19 protein-coding genes are annotated in these 24,795 nt (G+C 56.4%); 14 read left to right on the plus strand and 5 right to left on the minus strand.

Annotated elements, in window-relative coordinates; translation table 11 throughout:
- Positions 1-26: 26 nt before the first annotated feature.
- A complete protein-coding gene (locus D3A97_RS14455) occupies positions 27-917 on the minus strand; it encodes an AraC family transcriptional regulator (protein ID WP_119079187.1) in 891 nt (296 codons plus the stop codon).
- Positions 918-1,151: 234 nt separating this feature from the next.
- On the opposite strand from D3A97_RS14455, the gene D3A97_RS14460 reads away from it, so the two are divergent.
- From D3A97_RS14460 to D3A97_RS14515, 12 genes are all read left to right on the plus strand, one after another.
- A complete protein-coding gene (locus tag D3A97_RS14460; RefSeq protein ID WP_119079188.1) occupies positions 1,152-4,268 on the plus strand; it encodes a SusC/RagA family TonB-linked outer membrane protein in 3,117 nt (1,038 codons plus the stop codon).
- Positions 4,269-4,288: 20 nt separating this feature from the next.
- Positions 4,289-5,785, plus strand: coding sequence for a RagB/SusD family nutrient uptake outer membrane protein (locus D3A97_RS14465; RefSeq protein ID WP_198674001.1), 1,497 nt, complete (start codon positions 4,289-4,291; stop codon positions 5,783-5,785).
- Positions 5,786-5,815: 30 nt separating this feature from the next.
- Positions 5,816-8,290, plus strand: a complete 2,475-nt coding sequence (locus tag D3A97_RS14470; protein WP_119079190.1) for a glycosyl hydrolase family 95 catalytic domain-containing protein — start codon at positions 5,816-5,818, stop codon at positions 8,288-8,290.
- Positions 8,291-8,320: 30 nt separating this feature from the next.
- Positions 8,321-9,457, plus strand: coding sequence for a CaiB/BaiF CoA transferase family protein (locus D3A97_RS14475; protein WP_119079191.1), 1,137 nt, complete (start codon positions 8,321-8,323; stop codon positions 9,455-9,457).
- 3 nt (positions 9,458-9,460) lie between these two features.
- Positions 9,461-10,606, plus strand: a complete 1,146-nt coding sequence (locus tag D3A97_RS14480) for a CaiB/BaiF CoA transferase family protein (protein WP_119079192.1) — start codon at positions 9,461-9,463, stop codon at positions 10,604-10,606.
- 5 nt (positions 10,607-10,611) lie between these two features.
- A complete protein-coding gene (locus D3A97_RS14485; protein WP_119079193.1) occupies positions 10,612-12,855 on the plus strand; it encodes a DUF5703 domain-containing protein in 2,244 nt (747 codons plus the stop codon).
- Positions 12,852-13,361 carry a MaoC family dehydratase gene (locus D3A97_RS14490; RefSeq protein WP_119079194.1) on the plus strand — a complete coding sequence of 170 codons (510 nt, stop codon included), beginning with the start codon at positions 12,852-12,854 and terminating at the stop codon, positions 13,359-13,361. The genes D3A97_RS14485 and D3A97_RS14490 overlap by 4 nt, the downstream gene beginning before the upstream one ends.
- A gap of 91 nt (positions 13,362-13,452) precedes the next feature.
- A complete protein-coding gene (locus tag D3A97_RS14495) occupies positions 13,453-13,896 on the plus strand; it encodes a MaoC/PaaZ C-terminal domain-containing protein (RefSeq protein ID WP_119079195.1) in 444 nt (147 codons plus the stop codon).
- A complete protein-coding gene (locus D3A97_RS14500) occupies positions 13,893-15,050 on the plus strand; it encodes an extracellular solute-binding protein (RefSeq protein WP_119079196.1) in 1,158 nt (385 codons plus the stop codon). Before D3A97_RS14495 ends, D3A97_RS14500 begins: the two co-directional genes overlap by 4 nt.
- On the plus strand, positions 15,043-15,924 hold the full coding sequence (locus D3A97_RS14505) for an amidohydrolase family protein (protein ID WP_119079197.1): 882 nt from the start codon (positions 15,043-15,045) through the stop codon (positions 15,922-15,924). Before D3A97_RS14500 ends, D3A97_RS14505 begins: the two co-directional genes overlap by 8 nt.
- A 12-nt stretch (positions 15,925-15,936) precedes the next feature.
- A complete protein-coding gene (locus D3A97_RS14510; protein ID WP_119079198.1) occupies positions 15,937-16,983 on the plus strand; it encodes an L-rhamnose/proton symporter RhaT in 1,047 nt (348 codons plus the stop codon).
- 5 nt (positions 16,984-16,988) lie between these two features.
- Positions 16,989-18,035, plus strand: coding sequence for a Gfo/Idh/MocA family protein (locus D3A97_RS14515; RefSeq protein ID WP_119079578.1), 1,047 nt, complete (start codon positions 16,989-16,991; stop codon positions 18,033-18,035).
- A gap of 36 nt (positions 18,036-18,071) precedes the next feature.
- On the opposite strand, the gene D3A97_RS14520 is transcribed toward D3A97_RS14515, so the two are convergent.
- Positions 18,072-18,410 carry an EthD family reductase gene (locus D3A97_RS14520; protein WP_119079199.1) on the minus strand — a complete coding sequence of 113 codons (339 nt, stop codon included), beginning with the start codon at positions 18,408-18,410 and terminating at the stop codon, positions 18,072-18,074.
- A gap of 155 nt (positions 18,411-18,565) precedes the next feature.
- Between D3A97_RS14520 and D3A97_RS14525 the strand changes: the two genes are divergently transcribed.
- Positions 18,566-19,984 (plus strand): sulfatase family protein, encoded by a 1,419-nt coding sequence (locus D3A97_RS14525; protein WP_119079200.1) that lies wholly within the window; start codon positions 18,566-18,568, stop codon positions 19,982-19,984.
- Between the two features lie 629 nt (positions 19,985-20,613).
- Here the strand turns inward: D3A97_RS14525 and chrA are convergent.
- From chrA to D3A97_RS14545, 3 genes are all read right to left on the minus strand, one after another.
- Positions 20,614-21,759 (minus strand): chromate efflux transporter, encoded by a 1,146-nt coding sequence (chrA, locus tag D3A97_RS14535; RefSeq protein WP_119079202.1) that lies wholly within the window; start codon positions 21,757-21,759, stop codon positions 20,614-20,616.
- 7 nt (positions 21,760-21,766) lie between these two features.
- Positions 21,767-22,939, minus strand: coding sequence for a purple acid phosphatase family protein (locus D3A97_RS14540; RefSeq protein WP_119079579.1), 1,173 nt, complete (start codon positions 22,937-22,939; stop codon positions 21,767-21,769).
- Positions 22,940-23,021: 82 nt separating this feature from the next.
- Positions 23,022-23,612, minus strand: coding sequence for an RNA polymerase sigma factor (locus tag D3A97_RS14545; protein ID WP_119079203.1), 591 nt, complete (start codon positions 23,610-23,612; stop codon positions 23,022-23,024).
- 102 nt (positions 23,613-23,714) lie between these two features.
- Here D3A97_RS14545 and D3A97_RS14550 point away from each other — a divergent pair, with 102 nt between their 5' ends.
- Positions 23,715-24,731 (plus strand): FecR family protein, encoded by a 1,017-nt coding sequence (locus tag D3A97_RS14550; RefSeq protein ID WP_119079204.1) that lies wholly within the window; start codon positions 23,715-23,717, stop codon positions 24,729-24,731.
- The last annotated feature ends 64 nt before the right edge of the window (positions 24,732-24,795 follow it).

The following is a 24,795-nucleotide window of genomic DNA, read 5'->3' on the forward strand; positions in this document are numbered from 1 at the left end:
TGGATTGTTGAGAGAGAAGGGTTGTCCTATAACGGGGCAACCCTTTGTTTTCCCAATAAGGACTCACGAAATTCCTTGGGGGTCTGTTTGACGATCTGTTTGAAAAAATTGAAGAAATGTACCGGGTTGTTGTACCCGCATTCATACCCGATGTCTTTGATAAGGTAGTTCTCGTTCTGCAGCAATTTTTTGGCATGGCCCACCCGCAGCTCGTTCAGGAAGTAGGTAAATGTTTTCTGGGTCTTCTGCTTGAAGAACCGGCAAAAAGAGCTGGTGGTCATGTTGCAGATGCCGGCCACTTCTTCCAGCATAATATCGCGGTGGAAGTTCAGCAGCAGGAACTGGTACACTTCATTGAAGCGTTCCACGTCATTGATGTTCAGTGATCTCTTGTAACCAACGCTGGCCAGGTACTCATATTCTTCAGAACGCGCCAGGATGTCTATGATCTGCAGGAAGATGCCCAGCTGCAGCAAACCGTTCGATTCCACCAGTTCCTTGATCCTGCCGGTGACCACGGTTTTTGTTTTGCCGGAGAACCGGAGGCCCCTTTCCGCTTTCTGCATGAGGCCGTTGTAGCGGTGAATGCCCGTATCGTCATCAGACACCATGTTGGCCAGCTCCGCGGGAAAGTACAGCCCGAAGGCTTTGGTGAACAGGTTCTTTTTTTTGCTGTAGAAAATATCGTCACACTTCCAGAGGTGCGGCAGCTCGGGGCCGGCCAGTATGATCTCCCCTTCGGCAAAGCTGCCTACATAATCTCCCAGTATCAGCTGCCCGTGACCTTTGGCTACCCAGGTCAGCTCACAGAGTTTGTGGAAATGGAAAGGATGGTCAAAGTGCGGTTTGTAAATTTTTTTGACCCATATCTTTTTCTCCCCCAGTATAGGCGCGTCTATGATCAGTTCTGGCTTCATAACAATGATAATTTTTTCAATGGCGTGGAAAGATAGTCATGTCTGATGGTGCCCGGTATCGCTGTGTGCCTGAAGGTAATGAAAATTTCCGGATAAAGCGCGCGGCCTTTGTACAGCGGCCATGTCAAAATACTTTACAAACTTAATAAAATCCACAACCCCGCTACCTGCCGGTTTGGGTATGTTTGTCTGGAATTTTATCAACTATTATCTGAACTTCTAAAATAAAAAGGTATGCTTGTATTCAAAGCACCACATCCCGGAAGGAAGATGGTCCGGCGGCTATTCTTCCCATCCCGTTCCGGCGCCTGCATTCTTTTGCTACTCGCGGCAGTATTGATCTGCCAGAACATTTTTGCCGGTGAAACCTATGCCCTCCCATATGTCAAAAGCGTGTCCGGCACCGTGAACGACCAGGAGGGGCAACCTGTTTTCGGGGCAACGGTGAGAATTGCCGGAAAGCCGGGCGGCACACAAACCAACGAATCAGGTAAATTCAATATTAACGCGGAAGAGAACGATGTGATAGAGATCAGCGCCGTAGGGTTCGTAACGGGCAGGATCACGGTAGGCGCCGCCAGCACGTATACAGTGGTGCTGGCAACGGACGTGTCCGAAATGAAACAGGTGGTGGTAGTAGGGTACGGTACACAAAAGAAGGTGAACCTCACCGGCTCGGTGGCGCACATTGGCGCCGCGGAGCTGATCAAGCGCCCCGCCACCAACGTGCAGAACCTGCTGCAGGGCAAGGTGAGCGGCCTGCAGGTAACACAAGGCTCGGGCAAGCCGGGCGCGGACAATGCAGAGCTGCGCATCCGGGGCGTGGGTACCTTCAGCGGCGCCGGCAGTGACCCCCTGGTGCTGATAGACGGTGTGCGGGGAGACATGACCAGCCTCAACCCGGATGATATTGAGTCCGTATCCGTACTAAAAGACGCGGCCTCCGCCGCTATTTACGGCGCGCGCGCCGCCAACGGCGTTATACTGGTCACCACCAAAAGAGGGAAGGCCAGGGAACTGACCATCCAGTACCACGGCAACGTGCAGGCACAGCAAGCCACCCGCCTGCCCAAGCTGCTCACCAACTCCGCGGATTACATGATGTACTGGAACCAGGCCAATGAACGCAGCGGCATTACGCCTTACTTCAGCCAGCAGACCATAGACGATTTCAGGAACGGCAATGACCCCGTCAAATACCCCAACTTTGACTGGGTAGACCATATTTTCCGCACCGGCTTTGCGCACAACCACCACCTGAGCGTGAGCGGCGGCAACGACAAGACCAGCTTCAACCTGGGCCTGGGTTACCTTGACCAGGACGGTATCATGAGCATCTACGGCTTCAAAAAATACAACCTCCTCATGGCGGTAGATACCCGCGTGCGAGACTGGATCACCATTGGCGGCAACATCCAGTTGAGCAAGCGGGATATTGTGCAGGAGAACTTTGGTGACAATGATTTTGTAATGAGCGCCTATTCAGGCCCCAACTACCGGCCTACCATGGTATTGCCGGACGGCAGCATCGGCTATGTGGCCCGCTACAGCAACAGCATAGCGGAGTGGACGGTGAGAAACCCCGATGCCATTACCGCCAGCGGTTCCCGGAAGATCAACATGTACAGCGTACGGCCTCAGCTGTATGCAGACGTCAGCCTTACCAAAGACCTGAAGTGGTACACCAAGGGCGCCATTGGTTTCAACAGCGATTTCAACAAGCGGCATGAAAGCCCCGTGAACAACTATTACTATGACAACGCGGAATTTGCGCACAACAATGCCGTATGGCAGCAGGGCGTGCGTGACCTCATGACGCAAACGCTGGAAACCACGCTGTATTCCACACTCAACTACAAGAAAAAGATGGGAGACCATGAGCTGGACGTATTGGCCGGCTACAACCAGGAGTCTAACTACTACCGGGAGCTGAGCGGCTCCAGGCTTACCTTTCCTACCGCCACTATATCAGAGCTGAACGCCGGCGCCGCGCTGGGCCAATCTACCGGCGGCACCGCCAACGAATGGGCCATCCGTTCGTTCTTCGGGCGTTTGATGTACAATTATAAAGACCGGTATTTGCTGGAAGCCAATGCCCGGTACGACGGTACCTCCCGCATTGCGCCGGAAACCCGGTGGGGCTTTTTCCCTTCTGTATCCGGCGCATGGCGCATCTCTCAGGAAAGTTTCCTGCAGCCCGTGGCATGGATAGACAACCTGAAGCTGCGGGCCTCCTGGGGCAAGCTGGGCAACCAGAACATAGGGCTGTACCCGTACCAGGACATGCTGTCTACCACCTCGTACCCTTTTGACGAACTGGAGCCCGGCGTACAGCTCACCGCGTTGAGAGACCGTTCGCTCCGCTGGGAAACCACTACCGCTACAGACTTTGGTATAGATTTCAGCATGAAGAACGGGCTGCTCACCTTCACGGCAGACTGGTTCGATAAAGTAACAGACGATATCCTGTACCAGATACCCGTGCCCGCCAGCGTAGGGCTGTCTGCTCCCACCGTGAACTACGGGAAAATGAGGAACCGTGGCTGGGAATTTGAGATAGGGCACCAACACAAGATAGGAGAGGTGAGCTATAACGTGAACGTTAATTTCTCCACGTTCAAAAACAAGGTGATGGAAGTGGTGAGCCCCACTTACGGAGACCGTATCATCAAGGAAGGGCTGCCCTTCAACTCCTTTTACCTGATACCGTGGGACGGCATTTTCCAGAGCCAGGATGAAATTGAGAAATCAGCGGAGCACCAGTACAACCCGCAGCCGGGAGACCTGAAGTACAAAGACGTGAACGGGGACGGGGTGATCAATTCAGACGACCGTGTGGTAACGGATGGCGCGTACGCCAAATTCTTTTACGGGGGCAGCATCAACCTCAGCTGGAAAGGGTTTGACCTGTCTGCCTTTTTCCAGGGCGTGGAAGGCGTAAAACATTACATCGGCGGCCCGCACATGGGCTGGGGGTATACACCGTACACGCAAGGCTCTCCGCCAACGCTGGACTTTCTCAAGAACATGTGGACGCCCACCAACCCGTCCAATACCACGCCGGCCATCTACCAGTCGCAGTACCGGCCCAATACCGGCACCGCGTCTACTTACTGGCTGCTGGACGCTTCTTACGTGCGCCTGAAGAACCTGGCCATCGGCTACACCTTTAACGGCCGGGCCGTGCGCAACATTGGCCTCAGCGGCCTCCGGCTGTACCTGTCAGGAGACAACCTGATCACCATCACAGACTACCCCGGCGCAGATCCGGAAAGGTCATGCGCGGGCTGCCGTTTCAGCGTATACCCGCAGGTTACCACGTATGCCGTGGGCGTAAAAGCAACACTTTGATCAAGCAACTGAATATTGATATGAAAACGTACATAAAAGTCTTTACAATAAGCATGCTGCTGACAGGCGCCGCGTCCTGCACCGGCTTTCTTGACAAGGAGCCGCTTGACCAGCTGGCCAGCTCCACCTTCTGGAAGAACCAGGAAGAAGTAGACATGGCGCTGGCGGGCGTGTATGCGCGCGTGCTCTCTTCTACTTTCAATCATAACGCCATGTTCTGGGACGTAATGGGCGGAGACCTCTGCACCAACCAGGGCAACGCCGTTATCCCGCTGGCGCAGGGCATGATAGAGCCGAACTCCGGCAGCATAGTCAGCTCCGTGTACAGCGAGTGTTACCAGGGCATCAGCTCCTGCAACTTCTTTCTTGACAATGTAGACCGGTCTCCCGTTTCTGACGATGTCAAGAACAGGTACAAAAGCGAAGTGCTCTTCCTGCGGGCCATGTTCTATTTTACCCTCACGGAATTTTACGGCGCGGTGCCCTTCTATACAAAGCTGGTCACCATCAATGAGGCCAAAGTGGCCAAAACGCCCAAGGCAGAGGTGGTGGCGCAGATACTGACAGATCTGGAGACCGCCATTGGCCAGTTGCCCAACGTGCCCTACAACGGGCATGCGGTGAAAGGCTCCGCATTGGCGCTGAAGGCAAAGGTGCTGCTGCATAATGAACGTTGGGAAGAAGCGGCGCAGGCCGCCAACCAGGTGATACAGGATGGCGTGTTCAGCATTTTCAACAACTACAGAACGCTCTTCCTGGCTACCGGCCAGAACAACAACCCGGAGATCATGATGTCTGCCCGGTACCTCAACCCTGACAGGGCCGTGCAGGGGCCAGACATCCAGTTTGCCTGGCATGGCACCATCAACCCGCGCGGAGAGCTGGTGAACGATTATGAATGTACGGACGGGCAGCCCATCACCACCTCGCCGCGGTACAACCCCGCCAACTGGCGCGAGAACCGGGACCCGCGGCTGCTGATGACCATCAAGGGGTTTGAGGACAAGGTATTCAACTCCGCCGGCGTGGAAATGGGCTTCAACTACAACGCGCCCTCCGGCACCGGTTACATGCCGGTGAAGGGGCTCAACTGGGATGCCCTGCCCGTAGACTATAACACGCGCAGCGAGCAGGACTGGGTGTTGCTGCGGTATGCGGAAGTGCTGCTGATGTATGCTGAAGCAAAGAATGAGCACAGCGGGCCAGACGCCTCCGTGTACAGCGCCATCAACACTGTACGTTCCAGGCCGGGCGTAGAGATGCCGGATATTCCCACAGGCCTGTCAAAAGAACAGATGCGGGAACGCATCCGGCACGAGAGAAGGGTGGAGCTGGCGCTGGAAGGCAAGCGCTATTTTGATATCAAACGCTGGAAGACCGCGGAAACCTACGTACCCACACTGGTAGATCCCGGCGGCGTGCGCAGGCAGTTCAATCCCGCCAAACACTACCTGTTCCCCTTCCCGCAAAGCGAAATGGATACCAATGATCAACTGGAGCAGAACCCTAACTACTAGGCAGGCGCTTGTTCACCTTAAAAATTTGTAATGAGGAAATTTATTTTACTGGTCATACTCGGAGCATATGGAACGGCGTGCAACACCAGCCGGGAAAAAGTAACGTTCTCTTCGTTTGAACAGGCCAAAAAACATACGCTGCGGTACGATCAGCCGGCCGTGGACTTTTTTGAAGGCGCCCTGCTGGGCAACGGCGGGCTGGGAGCGGTGGTTACCACCCGGCCGGACGGCATCATGATCTACTTCGGGCATAACAACGTGTGGGACATCCGCATAGCCGAGAAATACAAAAAAGAGATCGGTACGTTCAACTATGTTTTCAACAAGGTCAGCCAGATACCGGATACACTGAAAGTGCTGACGGATGACCCGTGGTACAAAAAATATAGTGCCATGGCGGCGGAGAACTACCGGCAGCCTTATCCGCGCCCGTTCCCCTGCGGCTCCGTGCTGCTGGGGTTTGACAGGCGGGAGGCGGAGCTGCTGGGCCACTCCCTGGATATTTCCAACGGCTTGTGCGAGGTATACCTGCTGAACAGCAAAAAGGAAAAGATCAAGCTGCAGCTGTTCACAGACATGCAGGAAGACAAGTTGTGGATGCAACTGGTAGACGAGCAGGGCAACGAAGTGCCCAACATCTTTAACCGGATGCGGGTCATGCAGGACCCTTCCACCCCGGCGGAGTTCCCGAAATACACCAGTACGGAGCTGCTGCCCGAAGGCACGCTTTCTTTCCGGCAGGTGCTGCCTTACCAGGAGCCGAAGGTATATGATACCAGCAAAGGCCATCCCAAAGACAAAGCGCTCCGGTTAACGGCCGCCGCCAACGTTCCCCTGAAGAAAACCTCCCGCATTAACTGGGACGGTAACCCGGAAGATATGAAAGCGCTGGAGGCGGCGTTTGAGCAGGGCAGCGGTTTTGTGGCCAGCGTATCCCTGGAAGAAGGGATGGATACCGCGGTGAGCGCCCGGCCCGTTGCCGCCCAACCGGCGCCCGGCCTCTTTGCCAGCGCAAGAGCGGCGTCAGACAGCGTGTGGAAGGCCTATTGGGAAAAATCAGGCGTACGGCTGAGTGACAGCTTCCTGGAAGAAACATGGTACCGCAACCTGTATTTCTTCAATTGCGCCGCCAAAGACGGCGCTACCACCCCGGGGCTTTTCGCCAACTGGAGCTTCAACAAAATAGGCACCGCCTGGCATGGGGACTATCACATGAACTACAACACCCAGCAGCCTTTCTGGATGACCTTTTCCAGCAACCACCTGGAAAAGAACCTGCCCTACGTGAACCTGATAGAGTTCCTGATGGACGTGAGCAGGCGCTGGGCCAAAGAATACTACAACCTGCCGGGCGCGTATTTCCCGCACTCCGCCTACCCGGTAGACATGACCATGAACCCCTACCCGGTGCCGCACTGGGGCTGGGAGATATGCGAAACGCCGTGGTCTGTGCAGGGCCTGTGGTGGCACTATCTTTACTCCGCGGATACCACGTACCTGAAAGACAGGGCGTATACGCCTATCAGGGAAGCCGTGGAATTTCTGGTGGCGTACATGAAACGGCCCGAGGCCCGCGGCGGCCCGCGCTGGCAGGATGACAAGTACCACATCTTCCCCACCATACCGCCGGAGCTGTATGCGCTGCGGCCGGGCTTCAAATACAACTATGACTGCAATGTAGACCTGACCCTCACCAAATTTGTGTTCAAGGCATTTGAAGAAATGGTGGCCACGCTGAAAACGGAGGCCACAGACGGGCCGCTGCTCAGCGATGTGAAAGACATCCTGGCCCATTACCCGGAGTACCCCACCGCCGTGTCTGAACAATACGGCAAGGTGCTGGTGTCCGTTCCCGGGGAGCATGACAAGGTGGTGTACAACGTACCCTCCCCGCTGATGAACGTGTTTCCCGGGGAAGATGCCGGGCTTCATTCAGACAGCGCCACCTTTCAGCTATTGAAGAACACCTACTATAACCAGCAGAACGAAGGCGGCAACGACCTGGTGTTCATCAACCTCCAGGCTGCCCGCATCGGCTTGCTGGACATAGACCGGTTCAAGCGGCAGGTGAAATATTCCCAGCTGCCCAACGGTACCGCTATGGACAAGGTGATGCAGGTGCATGGCCGTTACAGTGACCATACCCGGTATGATTACATGGGAGACATGGGCATCTGGTTCGAGAACTTTGCCCTGCCGGTGGTGATCAATGAATGCCTTATGCAGAGCTACAACGGGGAGATCAGGCTGTTCCCCAACTGGGACCTGCGGCAGGATGCCGAGTTCCGCCAGCTGCGGGCCGTAGGTGCTTTCCTGGTGAGCGCTTCCGTGAAGAACGGCGCGGTGAAAGCATCTGTTTACGCAGAAAAAGGTGGCAGGCTGCGCATACATTCCCCCTGGGGCGCAAAGGGAAAGATCTATCAGAACGGCAGCAGCCGCAATATTGAAACGGCGCTGGTAGAGATAGACACACAGCCGGGAGAGACCATTACACTGGAACCATAAGCGTTTTACTATAAAAGTACGAGTTTGGATATGGCGTTACCGTTAGATGGCATCATTGTATTAGAGTTCAGCCAGTACCTGTCAGGCCCCTGCGCGGGGCTCCGCCTGGCAGACCTGGGCGCGCGGGTGATCAAGATAGAGCATCCCGAAAAAGGAGAAGCCGGCAGAAAGCTGGCCATCAAGAATTTGTGGGTAGACAACAGTTCTTTATTGTTTCACACCATAAACAGGAATAAGGAAAGTTTTGCGGCAGACCTGAACAACGAGGAAGACATGCAATGGCTCAGGAAACTGATCGCCAGAGCGGATGTGATCATACACAACTTCCGGCCGGGCGTTATGGAAAGAAAAGGCCTTGGCTATGAAGCGGTAAAAGAGATCCGTCCATCCATTGTGTATACCCGGATATCCGGCTATGGAGAGGCCGGCCCGTGGAAGAACAAGCCGGGGCAAGACCTGCTGGTGCAGTCGCTTTCCGGGCTGGCCTATACCACCGGCAGTGGTGGAGAAGCGCCGGTGCCGCTGGGCCTGGGCATCGGGGATTACCTGTGTGGCAACCAGGCAGTGCAGTTCATTATAGCGGCCCTTATCAAGGTAAGGAAAACGGGCCGCGGTACCCTGTTGCAGCTCAGCCTGATGGAGTCTCTCATCGATTTTCAGTTCGAGTTCTTTACTACCTATTTCCAGAGCAGGCGGGCCCCCGAGCGGGCCCGCTTTAACAACGCCAATGCGCTGTTGAGCGCGCCGTATGGCGTGTACCAGACGGCCGGCGGTTATATAGCCGTGGCCATGATGCCGTTGCAGGCGCTGAACAGGGCGCTGCAATGCCCGGCCCTGGAGGCTTACCCGGAAGAAGACGCTTTTTCTAAAAGGGACGAGATCAAACGTGTGATTGCCGCGCACCTGCTGACGCAAACAAGCCATTACTGGCTGCAGCGCGCGGAAGCGCTTGACCTCTGGATCATGCCGGTGTTGAACTGGGAGCAGATGCGGCAATCCGCCGGTTACACCGTGCTTGACATGGAACAGGAAATTGTGCTGGACAAAAACCGGCGCTTCACCACCACACGCTGCCCCGTACGCATCAACGGGGCCGTCATCAAATCCGGCCGGCGGGCGCCCGCGGTAGGGGAGAACAACGAAGACATTAAAATTTCTTTGGGCTAAGGTATGAGCAATCTTTTGGAAGACGTATTAGTGCTGGATTTTAGCCAGTTCCTTTCAGGCCCCAGCGCCAGCCTCCGGCTGGCAGACATGGGCGCCAGGGTCATCAAGATAGAAAAACCCGGAACGGGAGACATTTGCCGTATGCTGTACGTGTCTGACGTGAAGCTGGATGGCGGCGAGTCTACCATCTTCCACGCCATTAACCGCAACAAGGAAAGCTACACGGCAGACCTGAAAGAGGAAGCCTCCCTGGAGGCGGTCAGGAAACTGGTAGCCAGGGCAGACGTGATGCTGCATAACTTCCGGCCCGGCGTGATGGAACGGATAGGGCTCAACTACGAACGCGTGAAAGAGATCAACAGCGCCATCATTTACGGCGAGATCAGCGGGTACGGGCAGGAAGGCATCTGGAAAGACCTGCCCGGGCAAGATCTTTTACTGCAGGCCGTATCAGGCCTCACGTATTTAACAGGCAGCCAGGAGCATCCGCCCGTGCCAATGGGAGTGGCCGCGGCGGATATCATTGCCGGTACGCACCTCGGCCAGGGCGTACTGGCCGCCCTGCTGCAGCGTTACCAGTCCGGCCGGGGCGCCCTGGTACAGGTCAGCATGCTGGAAAGCCTGCTGGATTTCCAGTTTGAAGTGCTCACCTGTTACCTGAACGACGGGCATCAACTGCCCGAAAGAAGCGCCGTAAATGGCGCCCACGCTTACATTGCGGCGCCGTATGGCATCTACCGCACGGCAGACGGGTACCTGGCCATTGCCATGGCGCCGGTACCCCGGCTGGGAGAGCTGCTTGGCGCGGAAGCGCTGTGCCGGTACACGCAACCGGGAGACTGGTTTACGAGAAGAGACGAAATAAAACGTATTTTAAAAGAGGTGCTTTTGCAGAAAAGCACACAGGAGTGGCTGGCCGTGCTGGAACCGGCAGATGTATGGTGTGCCGATGTCAGCACCTACCATGACCTGGAGCGGCATGAAGGTTACCGCTTGCTGGAAATGGAACAATGGGTCACCTCCGGCGGTAAAAAGATCAAGACCACCCGCTGCCCGGTAAGGGTGAACGGGCAACTGCTCACGTCTGAAAAAGGCGCGCCGCTGCTGGGAGAAGATAACGAGCGTATTGCAAGGGAATTTAATTTATAGACAAGATGAAAAGATACATGTTGATAGCGATCTGCTGCATGGCCCCTCTTGTGACGGCCGCGCAGCAGGTGTCTGATTTTAACCTGAAATTTTTTGAGCCGGGAAAAAACTCCTGGAGTTCCATGCCGCTGGGCAATGGGGAAATATCCTGCCAGGCCTGGACGGATGCCGAAGGGAAGCTGCAATGCTACATCGGGTCTAACGGCAGCAGGGACGCTATGGACGATATCCTGAAAATAGGCAAGCTGACCATTGAATTTGAGCCGAACATTTTCAGCAACGCTGCCGGCTACACGGAAGAACTGCTGCTGAACGAAGGCCTGTTCAGGATCAAAAGCAACACAGCGGAGCTGCAGGTGCGCGTAGATGCCAACCATCCGCAGATAGTGGTATGGGGAACATCCCGCACGCCGGTGAAAGTAAAAGTGACCACCAATATCTGGCGCAGGGAATCCCGCAACCTGGAAAAAGAAGAATATATCAATGAGTATGGTAACAAGGGCATCCCCTTTGTGCCGTACGTAGAGGCAGACGAAACCGTAAAAGGGCTGAGTGATGCCATGATCTGGTACCACCGCAACAAAAACGAACTGTTCTGGAACGAAATGATGAAAGCCAACGGCCTGCTGGGAGAAGGCATTGCCAACTCGCTGAAGAACAGAACGTTTGGCGCCCTGGTGAAAGGGCCGGGGCTGGCGGCGCTGAACGATACAACGCTTTTGTCTGCCGCGCCCGCAAAAAATTTTACCATCAACACCACTTTGCTCACCCGGCAAACGGAAACGGCGGAGCAATACGTTAGCAGCCTCCGGCAGCTGGCGGAAGAGCTGAACGGGCTGAAGCACAAGGCCATGCTGGCCGCGCATAAAAAATGGTGGCGCGGTTACTGGGGCCGCAGCTATGTTTATTTCAGCGCGGCGGACCCGGCCTTGAACGATACGCTGGCCCTGCTGAACCGGGGTTACGTGCTGCAAAGGTATGTGAACGCTTTGGCCGGCCGGGGCGAGCTGCCCATTAAATTCAACGGCTCCACGCTGGTGCTGGATACTTACCACGATAAAATTGGAAGGATCAGCGGCCGCTCTGCGGATGCCCGCCTCTGGGGCGGCGCCTTCTGGTGGCAGAACACCCGGCTGATGTATTACCCCATGCTGGCCTCGGGAGATTTTGACCTCATTCAGCCCTTCATCGATTTTTACCTGAAAGACCTGGAAGTGGCCAAAAAGCGGGCGCGGAAATTCTATGGCCTGGATGGCGCCCGGTTTGTGGAGACCATCCATTTCTGGGGCGCATGGCGCGGCAACGATATAGGCTGGAACAGAGCAGGCCTGCAACCCGGTATTTCCACCAACCCCTACATCAAAGACCTGATCATTGCCGGGCTGGAAATGGGCAATTACCTGCTGGATTATTGCAGCTACACCGGCAACCGGCAAATGCTGGAAGAAAAGACGCTGCCGTTCATCAGGGAAGTGCTCATCTACTATGACCAGCACTACCCCCGTGACGCTAACGGCAAACTGCACATAGCCCCCGCGCAATCACTGGAAACATACATAGAAGCGGAAAACCCCACGCCGGATATTGCAGGCCTCCGGTTTGTGATACCCAGGGTGATGCAGCTCACAACGGACACCGCATTGCTGGCCCTTTGCAAGCGGCTGGAAGCGGCCACGCCCGCATTGCCCATGGCGGAAAAGAACGGCAGGCAACTGATACTGCCGGTAGCCGCGTACAAAAATATCATCAATGTGGAATACCCCGAAATGTATCCCGTATTCCCGTTCAGGATATACGGGGTGGGCAAGGAAGATCTGTCCACCGCCGTACATACTTTCAACGACAAGCACAGAACTTACCAGGGCTGGCACCAGACCGGCATACAGGCGGCCCTGCTGGGCCTTACGGACTCCGCCGTGAAAGTGATCAAACACAACGGCCTGGCGTTTGACAAGCGTTTCCGTTTCCCGGCATTCTGGGGGCCTAATTATGACTATACGCCAGACCAGGACCATGCCTCCAATTTCATCAACGCCATCCAGACCATGCTGATGCAGGCGGAAGGCAATGATATTTACCTGCTGCCCGCATGGCCCGCGAACTGGAACGCTTCTTTCCGGCTGCATGCCCCGGGTCATACGCAGGTGGAAGCCGTGTGGAAGAACGGCCGGTACGCCCGCATCAAGACCTGGCCCGCTGCCCGCAAAAAAGATGTGATAACCGTTAATATCAACAACACCGCACCATGAAGAACCCGAACAACGACCCGTCCAAACACAAAGACATACCGGTATGGAACGCGGAAGACTGGTATTATGAAGATATCGAAATAGGGCGGCGCATCCGCTCCATCCGCCGTACCATCAGCGAAGGGGAAAGCATGCAGTTCAACGCGCTGGTGCTGGACATGCATCCCTATGTGGCAGACGAGATATTTGCAAAAGAAAGCGGCCTGTTCGGCAAAAGGCTGGTGGCCGGCGCGTTTGTGTTCAGCGCCGGGCTGGGCCTGGTGGCCACCAACTGCGTGAACGCCTTCAGCTATGGGTATGACAAGCTGCGCTTCATTAAACCCGTATTCATCAATGATACCATCTACACCATCAAGACCGATCTGGACAAGCAGCCCAAATACGAACAGATGGGCCTCTACCGGGCCAGCTACGAGGTGTTCAAGAACGAAGGGGAACTGGTATTGTATTGCGAACATTTGCAAACGGTGAAATACCGTAACCCGGAACTGTTCCGCAAGGCATAGCGCCGCTGCCCGCCAGTAATTGCCATAGCCGGAAGCAGCTGTTCGTGAAGCACAACATGGCTGCACGCCGAAGTTTCAAACCATCACTACCATGCAGCAGATATTTTTTGAAGATTATCAGGAAGGTGCAAGCCGCGAAACCACCGGGCGCACCATTACGGAAACGGATATAGTGATGCACGCCGGGCAAACCGGCGATTTCTTTCCGCATCATATGGACGCGGAATGGTGCAAAACGCAGCCTTTCGGGCAGCGGATGGCCCACGGCACCCTTGTTTTCAGCATCGCCATCGGCCTAACGGCCACCGTGATCAACGAAGTGGCGTTCAGCTACGGGTATGACCGCCTGCGGTTCCTGAAGCCGGTGTTCATCGGGGATACCATCCGCTCAAAGGTCACCATCAAGGGGAAGCGGCCTTATAAACGCCCCGGCGCCGGGCTGGTAACGGAGCTGGTAGAAGTATACAACCAGCGGGGAGAATGCGTGATGGCGTGCGAGCATATTTTATTGGCACAATTAAAACAGGAGAAATGAAAGATACCATCAGGCTGAAAGGCATCACATGGGGCCACAGCCGCGGGTATACCCCGCTGGTGGCCTGCGCCCAGCGTTACGAGGAACTGCACCCGGAGGTGAGCGTCACCTGGACAAAGCGGACCCTGCAGGAGTTTGCGGACTATCCCATTGAAAAGCTGGTGCATGACTATGACCTGCTGATCATAGACCACCCCTGGGCGGGCTGCGCTGCCGCCACGCAGTGCGTACTGCCGCTGGACGAGTACCTGCCCGCCGCCTACCTGGCGGACCAGGCGCGGCATACGGCAGGCCCTTCCCACCAAAGCTATCATTACGGCGGCCATCAGTGGGCGCTGGCCATTGACGCCGCCACGCCCGTGGCCAGCTACCGGCAAGACCTGATGGAACGCCACGGAGCGGAACCGCCCGCAGACTGGGACGCGGTGATACGGCTGGCGGAAAAAGGCAGGGTAGCGGCGCCGGGCATCCCCATAGACCTCCTCATGAATTTTTACATGTTCTGCCTAGCACAGGGCCGCGCGCCTTTTGCCAATGAAGATGAAGTGACAGACACGGCCACCGGCACCGCCGCGCTGCAAATGATGCAAACCTTGTGGAGCCGGCTGAACAAGCAAATGTTCCAATACAACCCCGTAGCCGTTGCGGAGCGCATGACCGCCAGCGATGATTTTTGGTACTGCCCCTTTGCTTACGGCTACTCCAACTATGCCCGCAGGGGATATGCCCGCCACCGTCTGCAATATGCGGACCTGGTAAAAGCGGGAGAGAATAAATTATGCAGTACATTAGGGGGAACGGGGCTGGCGGTATCCGCGTTTTCCGCCCACCGGCAGGAAGCTGTGCAGTTTGCGCAATGGGCGGTATCTCCCGAAGTGCAGGCCACGCTCTACATGGAGCACGGCGGGCAGCCGGGCCACCGGCTGGCCTGGGAGAGTGAAGATGCCAACCACCTCACCGGCGGGTATTTCCGGCATACGTTGCCGGCCCTGCAAAGAGCGTATGTGCGGCCACGTTATAACGGATACCTCCACTTCCAGGACCATGCGGGAAACCATGTGCAGCATTACCTGCAGCACGGCGGGAGCGAAGCGGCGGTGCTGAACGGCCTGAACGGCCTGTACCGGCAGTCGCTGCGGCCGCAGCATGTTTAACACACCAAGTACAGACATCGTGAAAAAGAACATCACAGACACCCACATTCATATATGGGACCTTGAAAAGGCCCGCTACCAGTGGCTGGAGGGAGACGCCAGCATCCTGAACCGCACGTACCGGCTGGAGGAGCTGCTGCCGGAAATGGAGGGCACGCCCGTAACATCCGGCATACTGGTGCAGGCGGCCAACCATGTGAAAGATACGGAACTGATGCTGGAGGCGGCCCGCGCTCACCCGTGCATGGCCGGCGTGGTAGGCTGGCTGCCGTTAACAGACCCCGCGGAAACCGGCCGCTTGCTGGAAAGCAGGTTTCTCCGGGAACCTTACTTCAAAGGCGTGCGGCACCTGATACACAATGAGGCGGATCCCGCCTGGCTGTTGCAGGATACCGTGCTGGAAAGCCTCGGCATACTGGCCGCGCATCACATTCCTTACGATGTGGTGGGCGTCAATGACCAGCACCTGCAGGCCGCCATCCGCGTATCGGAAAAAATACCGGCCCTCCGGCTGGTGCTGGACCATCTGAACCAGCCGCCCATCAAAGGCCAGCAGCGGTTCGGCGCCTGGGGTACGTTGATGCGCGAGATAGCGGGTAACGGTAACGTATATGCGAAAATTTCCGGGCTGGGCACCGCCTCCGGCAACCCGGCGGCGTGGACGGCAGACGATGTTGCGCCGTACATCGGTTACGCGCTGAACGTGTTTGGCGCAGACCGTTGCCTGCTGGGCGGGGACTGGCCGGTGTCAAAACTGGCCGGCAGCTACGCCCGGCATTGGGAAATATATACTGGTGTGATCAATGACCGGTTGAACGGGGCGGACGCGGAAAAAGTGTTCCACGGCAATGCCGCCCGTTTTTATAATATTTAAAACGAATAACCATTGGAGCTGATAGCTGGCGTTTCTTTACATTTTATCGGCGCATTTTCCGCGTCTGTTTGTTATACGCCTCAGAAGGGCACCCGCAAATGGTCATGGCAGACCTACTGGCTCATGCAGGCCGGTATTTGCTGGTTGCTGCTGCCGGTGGTGGTGGCGCTCGTTACCATCCCGCAACTGGGGCAGGTATTGCGGGAAGCGCCGGCAAGCGCCATGAGAAGCGCTTTTGTGCTGGGCGCGTTCTACGGCATAGGCGGCACGGCCTTCGGCATGGCCATCCGGTACGTGGGTTTTTCCCTTACGTATGCCATTTCAGTAGGCATTTCCTGCGTGCTGGGCACCCTGCTGCCGCCGCTGTATCAAGGAGATCTCCTGGCCATCCTGAGCGGCAGCGGCGGCAATGTGATCATGGCCGGCATGCTGGCGGGGGCCGTTGGCATAGCCCTTTGCGGAGCGGCCGGGCGGCTGAAGGAGCGTGACCATGCCCGCCTGCGGCAGGAGGGAAGTAGCGGTTATTCTTTTTCCATCGGTATTGCGCTTTGCATATTGTCCGGCATTCTCTCCGCCCTTTACGGTTTTTCCCTGGCGCAGGGCCAGCCCATTGCGGACGTGGCGGCCAAATACGGCGCAGGGCATTTGCAGGGCAATGTGATCTACATATTCTCCAATACCGGCGCGTTCCTCTCCACGGGGCTGTATTGCCTGTACCTGCACGCCCGGCATAAAACCCTGCATGAATACGGCGCGGAAGACCCGGCGGCACGCAAGTGGCTGTGGAAGAACTACACGCTGGCCGTGCTCACCGGCGTGCTGTGGTACACGCAGTTCTTTTTTTACGGGCTGGGGCATAACCGCATGGGCGCCTATAAATTCACCAGCTGGGCCATACACATGATCATGCTGGTGCTCATCAGCGCGCTGGTGGGTATTGTGATGAAAGAATGGACCGGCACGCGGCGGCGTACTATATATTTGCTGGCGCTGGCGCTGCTGGTGCTGATAACGGCCGTGCTCACCATCACGTACGGCAATTACCTGGGAGGAAAATGATGACCATGACAGACCTGGAACATATCCGTTTCGAGATACCCGCCATCGGGGAGCACCGGCCGGTGATGATCATTGGAGCGGGCGGCATTGTGGAAGGCGCGCACCTGCCGGCCTACCAGCTGGCCGGCATAGCCGTGGCCGGCATTTTTGACCTGGACGTTTCCCGGGCGGAACGCGTGGCGGCGCGGTTCAACATACCCAGGGTATACCATAGCCTGCCGGAGCTGGTGGCCGGCAATACCGCTGGCGGCGTGTATGACATTGCCGTGCCGGGAAGCAGGCTGCACAGCGTATTGTCTCAACTGCCAGACCGCAGTTTTGTGCTTATGCAAAAGCCCATGGGAGAGAACCTGGAACAGGCGGAGCAGATACTGGCGTTATGCAGGCACAAGCAGATGATCGCCGGGGTGAACTTTCAGCTGCGGTACGCCCCGTACATCGTAATGGCCCGGCAAATGATGGCGGCTGGCATGCTGGGCGATATCTGTGACCTGGAGGTTTACGTGAACGTATACACGCCATGGCACCTGTGGGATTTTCTGAAAGGAGCGGAAAGAGTGGAAATATTGTATCACAGCATTCACTACATAGACCTTATCAGGGCCCTGCTGGGAGGACCGCAGGGCATTTTTGCAAAAAGCGCCCGCCACCCCAACATGCAGGAGCTGGCGGCTGTGAAGTCGAACATCATCATGGACTATGGCGATTTTATGCGGGTGCATATATCCACCAACCATGTACATGAGTACGGGCCTGACCGGCAGGATGCCTTTATCAAGATAGAAGGCACCCGGGGCGCCGTGAAAATAAAGCTGGGCCTGCTCATGAATTACCCGCAGGGAACGGAAGACGCGTTTGAGTACATTTTAATGGATGAGGCGGAGGGTACATGGCGGCGCCTGCCTGTTAACGGCTCCTGGTTCCCGCATGCTTTCATTGGCACCATGCATGAGCTGATCAAAGCGCAGCAGGGGGAGGTTGCCGTGCCGGGCAATTCTGTAGAAGATTGCATACATACCATGCGGCTGGTAGAAAGCGCTTACAGGTGCTGAGCGGAAGTCCATGCCCGCCTGTGCATGCCCCGCATGTCAGGCCAGGGAAGCGCTGCCCACCACTTCATCGAACTGCCGGATAGGCGTGATGGTGGTAAACGCCGTGATCCGGGCCATGAGCGCGCCCATTTCGGGGGCGGCCATCGCCTTTGAGAACTCTTCCGGAGAAAGCACCCAGAAGCTGGCAATACACGTAAACGGCGGGTGGCTGGCGCCAGGGGCTATCCATCCTTTCCGCACTTCATATTGAACGCAATTAGGCCCCAGCAGGCGTGCGTACGCCGGGGCCAGGTCGCTTTTATATGCTTCAACATCAAATGAGACCGTTTCATGGTACGGATAGATCACCGTTGCGCAGTATGTTTTCTGTTCCATGTATGACAACTGTTTAGGTGGCGGAATCAATAGCGCGGTGAAGATGACCGGTACATGCCTGTGGAGAAGAGCAGCGTCATTGGCCGCGCCGGCGGTATGCCTGCATTACCTTCGCATACCGTTAAGTTATGATTTATTTGTATCTTATTCCACACATGAAACCGGCATTTTTTATAGCGGCATTCGCCCTTGCAGTTACCTGGCGCCTGAACGGCCACGCCCAGGCAAGGCCCAATATCATCCTCATCATTGCGGACGATGTAAGCTGGAACGATATAGGCTGTTATGGCAACACCGCCATCCGCACCCCTCACCTTGACAAGATGGCCGCCAATGGCCTGAGATTCAACAACGTGTTCGTCACCTCCAGTTCGTGCAGCCCCAGCCGCACCAGCATCATTACCGGCCGTTACCCGCACAGCACCGGCGCCGCGGAGCTGCACACGCCGCTGCCCGCGCAGATGACCTTTTTCCCGGAGCTGCTCAGAAAGAACGGCTACTATACCGCCCATGCGGGCAAGTGGCACGAAGGGCCGCATACCAGGCGCGCGTATGATACGTTGCTGGCCGCCAACGGCAAAAATGCGGTAGGCGGAGAAGAGAAATGGCTGGAAGTTTTGCAGCATCGGCCCAAAGACAAACCGTTCTTTTGCTGGTTTGCCGCGCTGGACGCCCACAGGGCCTGGCAGCCGGACGCTTCCCTTCCCCCGCATGACCCCGCCACGGTACAAGTGCCGCCCATGCTGGCAGATACAAAAGAAACAAGGAAAGATATTGCCGCGTATTACAATGAAATTGCGCGCCTGGACCGTTACATCGGCCAGCTCCATGCGGAGCTGCAACGCCAGGGCATTGCCGGCAATACGCTGATCATCTTCATGGCAGACAACGGGCGCCCGTTCCCCGGCAGCAAAACGCGGCTCAATGATGCCGGCGTCAGAACGCCGTTCATTGTACAGTGGCCGGAAAAGATCAGCAAGGGAAGTGAATGTGATGCCCTTGTCAGCGCCGTAGATATTGCCCCCACGCTGCTGGAGTTGGCCGGTTTGCCCGCTGCCGCCGCCATGCAGGGGAAAAGTTTTACCGCGCTCTTCCGGCAGCCGCGGCAAGCCTTCCGGGAATACGTATTCACCGAACATAACTGGCACGACTATGAAGCCTATGAACGGGCGGTGCGCACCAAAGATTTTTTGTACATCCTCAACAAACGCCCGCAGCTGGCCAACCAGGGCCCGCTGGACGCGGTGAACAGCCCTTCTTTTGCCGCGCTGCAGGCCGCCAGGGGAGAGGGAAGGCTGACACCGCTGCAGCAGGATATTTTTACCGCGCCGCGGCAGGAGGAAGAACTGTATGTGCTCGCCAATGACAAAGACCAGGCAAAGAACCTGGCCGGCAATGCCCGGTACGCCGCTGTAAAAGAAAAGCTGCGGCAGGCGCTGGAACGTTGGCGGCATGAAACAGGGGATACGGAACCGGCAGTGCTTACGCGGGACTGGTATGACCGGGTGAACGGGAAGAAGACGCCGCAGCATGGCAAAAGAGGTGAAATGCCGGGTAGCGCCCGTGTACAATAAGTACCGTTTTCGGGACTATGCCAAAAAAATTTCCGTCCTGTTTCCGGGACGGTGATTTTCCCCCGCCGTTTTTTGCCACCCTTAAAACCATGCACTCTGTATGCCCGAAAAACAAAAAACGGGACTGAAAAGCGGGTTTAAATTTTTTTTTTGCCGCATGGCGGCCAATTCAGGGAAAAATGAATGAGATCCTTACAGGGCTTGCGTTTGCGGTAACCAGAGAGGTAGAGGCCCGCCTGTGAGCGCAAGCCATTGCCCCATTCCGCCGGCCGCCCCGCCGTCAGCAGCCCACGCCCCCAAAGCGTTGTTTGCCGCAATACAGGGCTTTAGAAAGCCGTTTTGGCCCCGGCCCTGGGGGTACAACCCTGCCGTGCGGCCAGCGGCTTTCCGGGCAGATATGGCGGCAAAAAGCGAAACAGCTCCGCCAGCCTGCACGCAGCCGGGGAAAAAGCATGGATGGTGGTACGTTCAAGGCAGGATGCTTCCACCTTACGCCCACCATACCCCCACCATACTCCCAGGATGGTGCATGGGGAGTGTATGTTTTCGGGGTTTTGAGGGGTAAGGTACAAATGGGAACAGTCCCGTTTCAGGGTTGTTCCGGGAGTGCATTTCCAGTCCCGTTCCCGTTACAGCCGGAGCAGCAAAAAGCCGCCGATGCTGCCCGCCAGGATGATGAACACCGTGCTTATCTTTTTTGAAAAAAGCGTCAACGCAAGGCAGGCCGCCAGAATACTTGCGCCCCGCCATGTTTCCACGGAGGCGGTCAGCAGGTGAAGGCCTACCACTGCGATCACGGAAACAGAGGCGGCGCTCAAACCGTCCAGGAAAATCCTCAGCCGCTGGCTTTTGCGCGCGGAAGAAAGTATTTTATGCAGGAAGAAGGAAATGAAGAATGACGGCAGAAAAATACCGATGGTGGCTAACACGCCTCCCGGTACGCCGTTGATGAGGTACCCGGCAAATGTTGCGCTGGACAGGATGGGGCCGGGCGTGATCTGCCCCACGGCTATAGCGTCCATCAACTGCTGCCGGGTGAGCCAGTGGTGATGCCGCACCAGCGACTCGTCCATATAAGCGAACAGCACATATCCGCTGCCATAGAGCACAGCGCCTATTTTCAGGAAAATGGAGAACAGCTTTATGCTGGAAAACCCGCTGGCGTTTTGCTGAACATAAGGCAAGAAGAGCAGGCCTGTATAGAAAGAAAGTTTGTCTCTTGAAACGTACACCATATAATTCAGCGCGCCGGCGGCCAGGATCAGCAGCACTTCATTGAGGCCGTAAAGAGACCCGGCAAACACCAGCAAACAAAGCACGATCAATGTATTGCTGCGTTTCAGCGTGGGGCCGCTTAGCCGGATCACCGTAGCTATCACCAGCGCGGTGGTAGCCGGGCGGATACCGAAAATAAGGGCCTGCACATCCGGCAACGCACTGTATTGCCGGTAGAAATAACCGAACAGCAGGCATATCAGCATGGCCGGCAAAATGTAACAAATGCCCGCTACGATCAGGCCCGGCCGGCCGCCCCGTTCTTTTCCGCAATGCATCACAATTTCCACGGCGTTGGGCCCGGGTATGATGTAAGACGTGCTGAGCACGTCCATGAAATGCTGGTGGTCTATCCATTTGCGCCTCACCACCATTTCGTTCTCAATGGTGGCCACCATGCCGGCAATGCCGCCAAAGCCGATGCATCCCAGCTTCAGGCTGGAATAAGCTACTTCTTTCAGTCTTTTTGCTGTACTGTCTGCTATCTCCTGGGCCATCATCACATTTTTATTTTCCAGGCTGTATGGTCACCGCGTCAATTTTTTTTCCTTCCAGGTCAAACACTTCTATCTGCAGCCGCGCGGCGTCTGCTTTTGCTTTGATGATGGACATGTTGGAATTGACGAGAATGGGGAAGTTCCATGCATTGGCTTCCGGCGCCCTTTTTACGTTCCGGTGCAAATGGCCGCAGAGCATGATCTGCGCCCCCGCGGCATTCAGCAGCGGCACAAATTTTTCTGCCACTTCTTTTTCCCCGTGCCAGCCGCCGAAAGGCGGAATGTGCGCTACCACCACCTTGTACGGGGCGTTTTTATATTCAGGGCGTTGCAGGGCTTCTGCAAGCCAGGCCGCCTGCTGCGTGCGGTATTCGTCAAAGTCTGCTATGCCGCTGTATTCTATATCGGAGTCAGGTTTATCTTCTCCCGTATCCAACACTATAAAACAAACGGGGCCGGTGCGGAGCAGGTAATACAGCCGGCCGGTTTCCGTGGGAAAGTAGTTGGAGAAACGGCTGGCAAACTCGCCGCGCGTTTCGTGGTTGCCGCGGGCGTAGTACATGGGTATGCGGTCTGCAAAGATGCTGTCTGCCGTGTCCATGAAGGAGGTGAAGATCTGTTCTTCGTTCCGGGAGTTGTTCTGCATATCGCCATTAAAGAAAACAAGCTGGTTGTTTTTCCAGTCTACCTGGCCCAGCAGTTTCCGGATCACTTCGTTCCGCTGGTGCATGTCGTTGATCACGACAAAGTTCACCCGGTCTGCCTTGCTGTTGTGGGTGGTGAACGTGGGCAGCGTTGCCCTGAAAACCTGGCCGGCGTCTATGCTGCCGTATTTTACCACGTAGCTTTCATGGCTGGCCACTTCCTGCGCGTAAACCCTGTACCGGTAAGTAGTGGCGGGGCTTAACCCGCCAATACGCACGTTGTGCAGCGTAGATTCCGTTTTGATGCCGTCCGTTGCCGCAAAATATTTCCGGCGTTCCTGCGCGTAGAAATGAGAGTTGTCTGCCGGCGCCAGCTCTACCCAGCTGATGGCTTTTTTATTGGTGGTGAATACGATGTTCACGCCTGTTTCTCCTAACGCCTGAAGGTAGGGGCCGTGGGTGATCCTGAAACTTTCCTGGCAAAAGGATAAAAGCGGTGTGATCAAAAGTGCCGCGAGGAACGTTGCGTATTTTTTCATCAGCATATATTGTTTGCGTTGCTGTTCGTTTTAGTGTTGTACCATGCTGCAGCATGGCGGGCGGTGTTTGGTGGCATATGCCTTACCGCAGCAGGTACTGGGCCAGCGCCACGCAGCCCGCGCCGGTAAGGCCGTAATCTTTCAGCTCATGCCGGAGCGCGTGCAGCGAGCGGCTCATGTGTTTCTCCACGGCTTTTACGGAAATGCCCAGGCGGTCTGCTATTTCTTTATAAGAAAGATGATCGCGGCGGGAGAGCAGGAAAATTTCCCGGCTGCGTTCCGTGAATTTTTCCAGTGCGGCGTTGAAGGCCTTTTCCAGTTGATGGAGATCATAGCGCAGGGGCGCTTCTGCCGTTGTTTCCGTTGGCAGCTGCTCGCGGTGCTGGGCGTGCAGGAGGGAGTTGCGCAGCTCGTTCAGCAGGCGGTAGCGGAGGGCGGTAAAAAGATAGGCCCTGAAATTGCCGATGCCGGAAAGGCTGGCGCGGTTGCGGTAAATGTTGGCGAATACGTCCTGCAGCAGGTCTTCCACTACATGAGGAACGGGCAGCTTGCGGTACGCGAACAGGTAGAGTGCCTCTGCATGCCGCTGGTACAGCGTTTCAAAGGCTTTGTTATCGTTCCCGGCGAGCAGCTTGGTCAGTTCCTGGTCGGTTAATGTGGAATAGGCCGTCATCAGTAGTAAAAATAGCAGAAAAATCGGGATACCGGAAAAAACCGGCGGGAGGGGGTAGGGTAGGGAAGCTGTTCCGTGTCTTACAAGTATATACACACCGTTATGAGCGATCAACAACTGCTGCAGCTATTGGAAAAATACCTGCGGAACGAATGTACGGAAGAAGAAAGAGAGGCTGTGGAAGGCTGGTATCACCGGTACGGGCCGCTGCGGGAGCCTGCCCGGCCAACAATGGAAGCCGGCCTGCAGGCCGTGTACCATGGGCTGGTGGAGCAGTTGCGTGAAGAAGGGGAATGGCGGGACGAAGGGGGCCTGCGGCCTGAAGCGCCGCCCGTGCGCCGCCTCTATGCCCGCTGGTGGAAAGCCGCGGCCGCCGTGCTGCTGGTTGCCGGGGCGGCCTGGTGGCTGTTGCGGCCCGCGCCAATGGTGCTGGCGGTTACCGCGCCGGGGCAGCGCACGCAAATAATGCTGCCAGACAGTACGCGCGTATGGCTCAATGTGAGCAGCCGGCTGGAGTACCCGCGCCATATGGAGCAGGGCGGCCGGGAGGTATACCTGCGCGGTGAGGCGTATTTTGAAGTGGCCGCCAACGCCCAACACCCCTTCCTGGTACGCACGGATGATATACAGGTCCAGGTGCTGGGCACCGCCTTCAACCTGAAGGCCTACCGGGAAGACGGCGCCCTGGAAACCACGCTGGTGGAAGGAAAAGTGGCCGTCAACCTCCGCGGGGGGCCGGAACGGCGGCAGGTGCTGGCGCCCGGCGAAAAGCTGCTGCTTACCCGGAAAACGGCCGCCAGCACTGGAGAAGGAGAGGACTGGGGCGCTTTCACCGCCAGCCTGCAACCGGCCAGCAACGGGGCGGAAGACAATGAAGTGGGAGAGTCCATGTGGCGCAAGGAACGCCTGCAGTTCAAAGACCAGTCGTTCACGGAGCTGGCCAGGGTGATGGAACGCTGGTACAACCGCCGCATTGTGATCCGCGATGCCGCTCTTAACGAGAACCGTTTTTCAGGAGAATTCAGGAACGAAGATATTACCCGGGCGCTCAAGGCCCTCCAGCTGACCGCTGATTTCACGTATGAACTGAAAGGAGATACTGTTTTTATTACGCAATGATCAACCAAATACCGCATATGGAACCACTCAGACAAACTGCCATGCCGGGTTAGCCGGTCTTCCA

The sequence above is a fragment of the Chitinophaga alhagiae genome (genome assembly GCF_003568665.1).
Taxonomy (GTDB): Bacteria; Bacteroidota; Bacteroidia; order Chitinophagales; family Chitinophagaceae; genus Chitinophaga; species Chitinophaga alhagiae.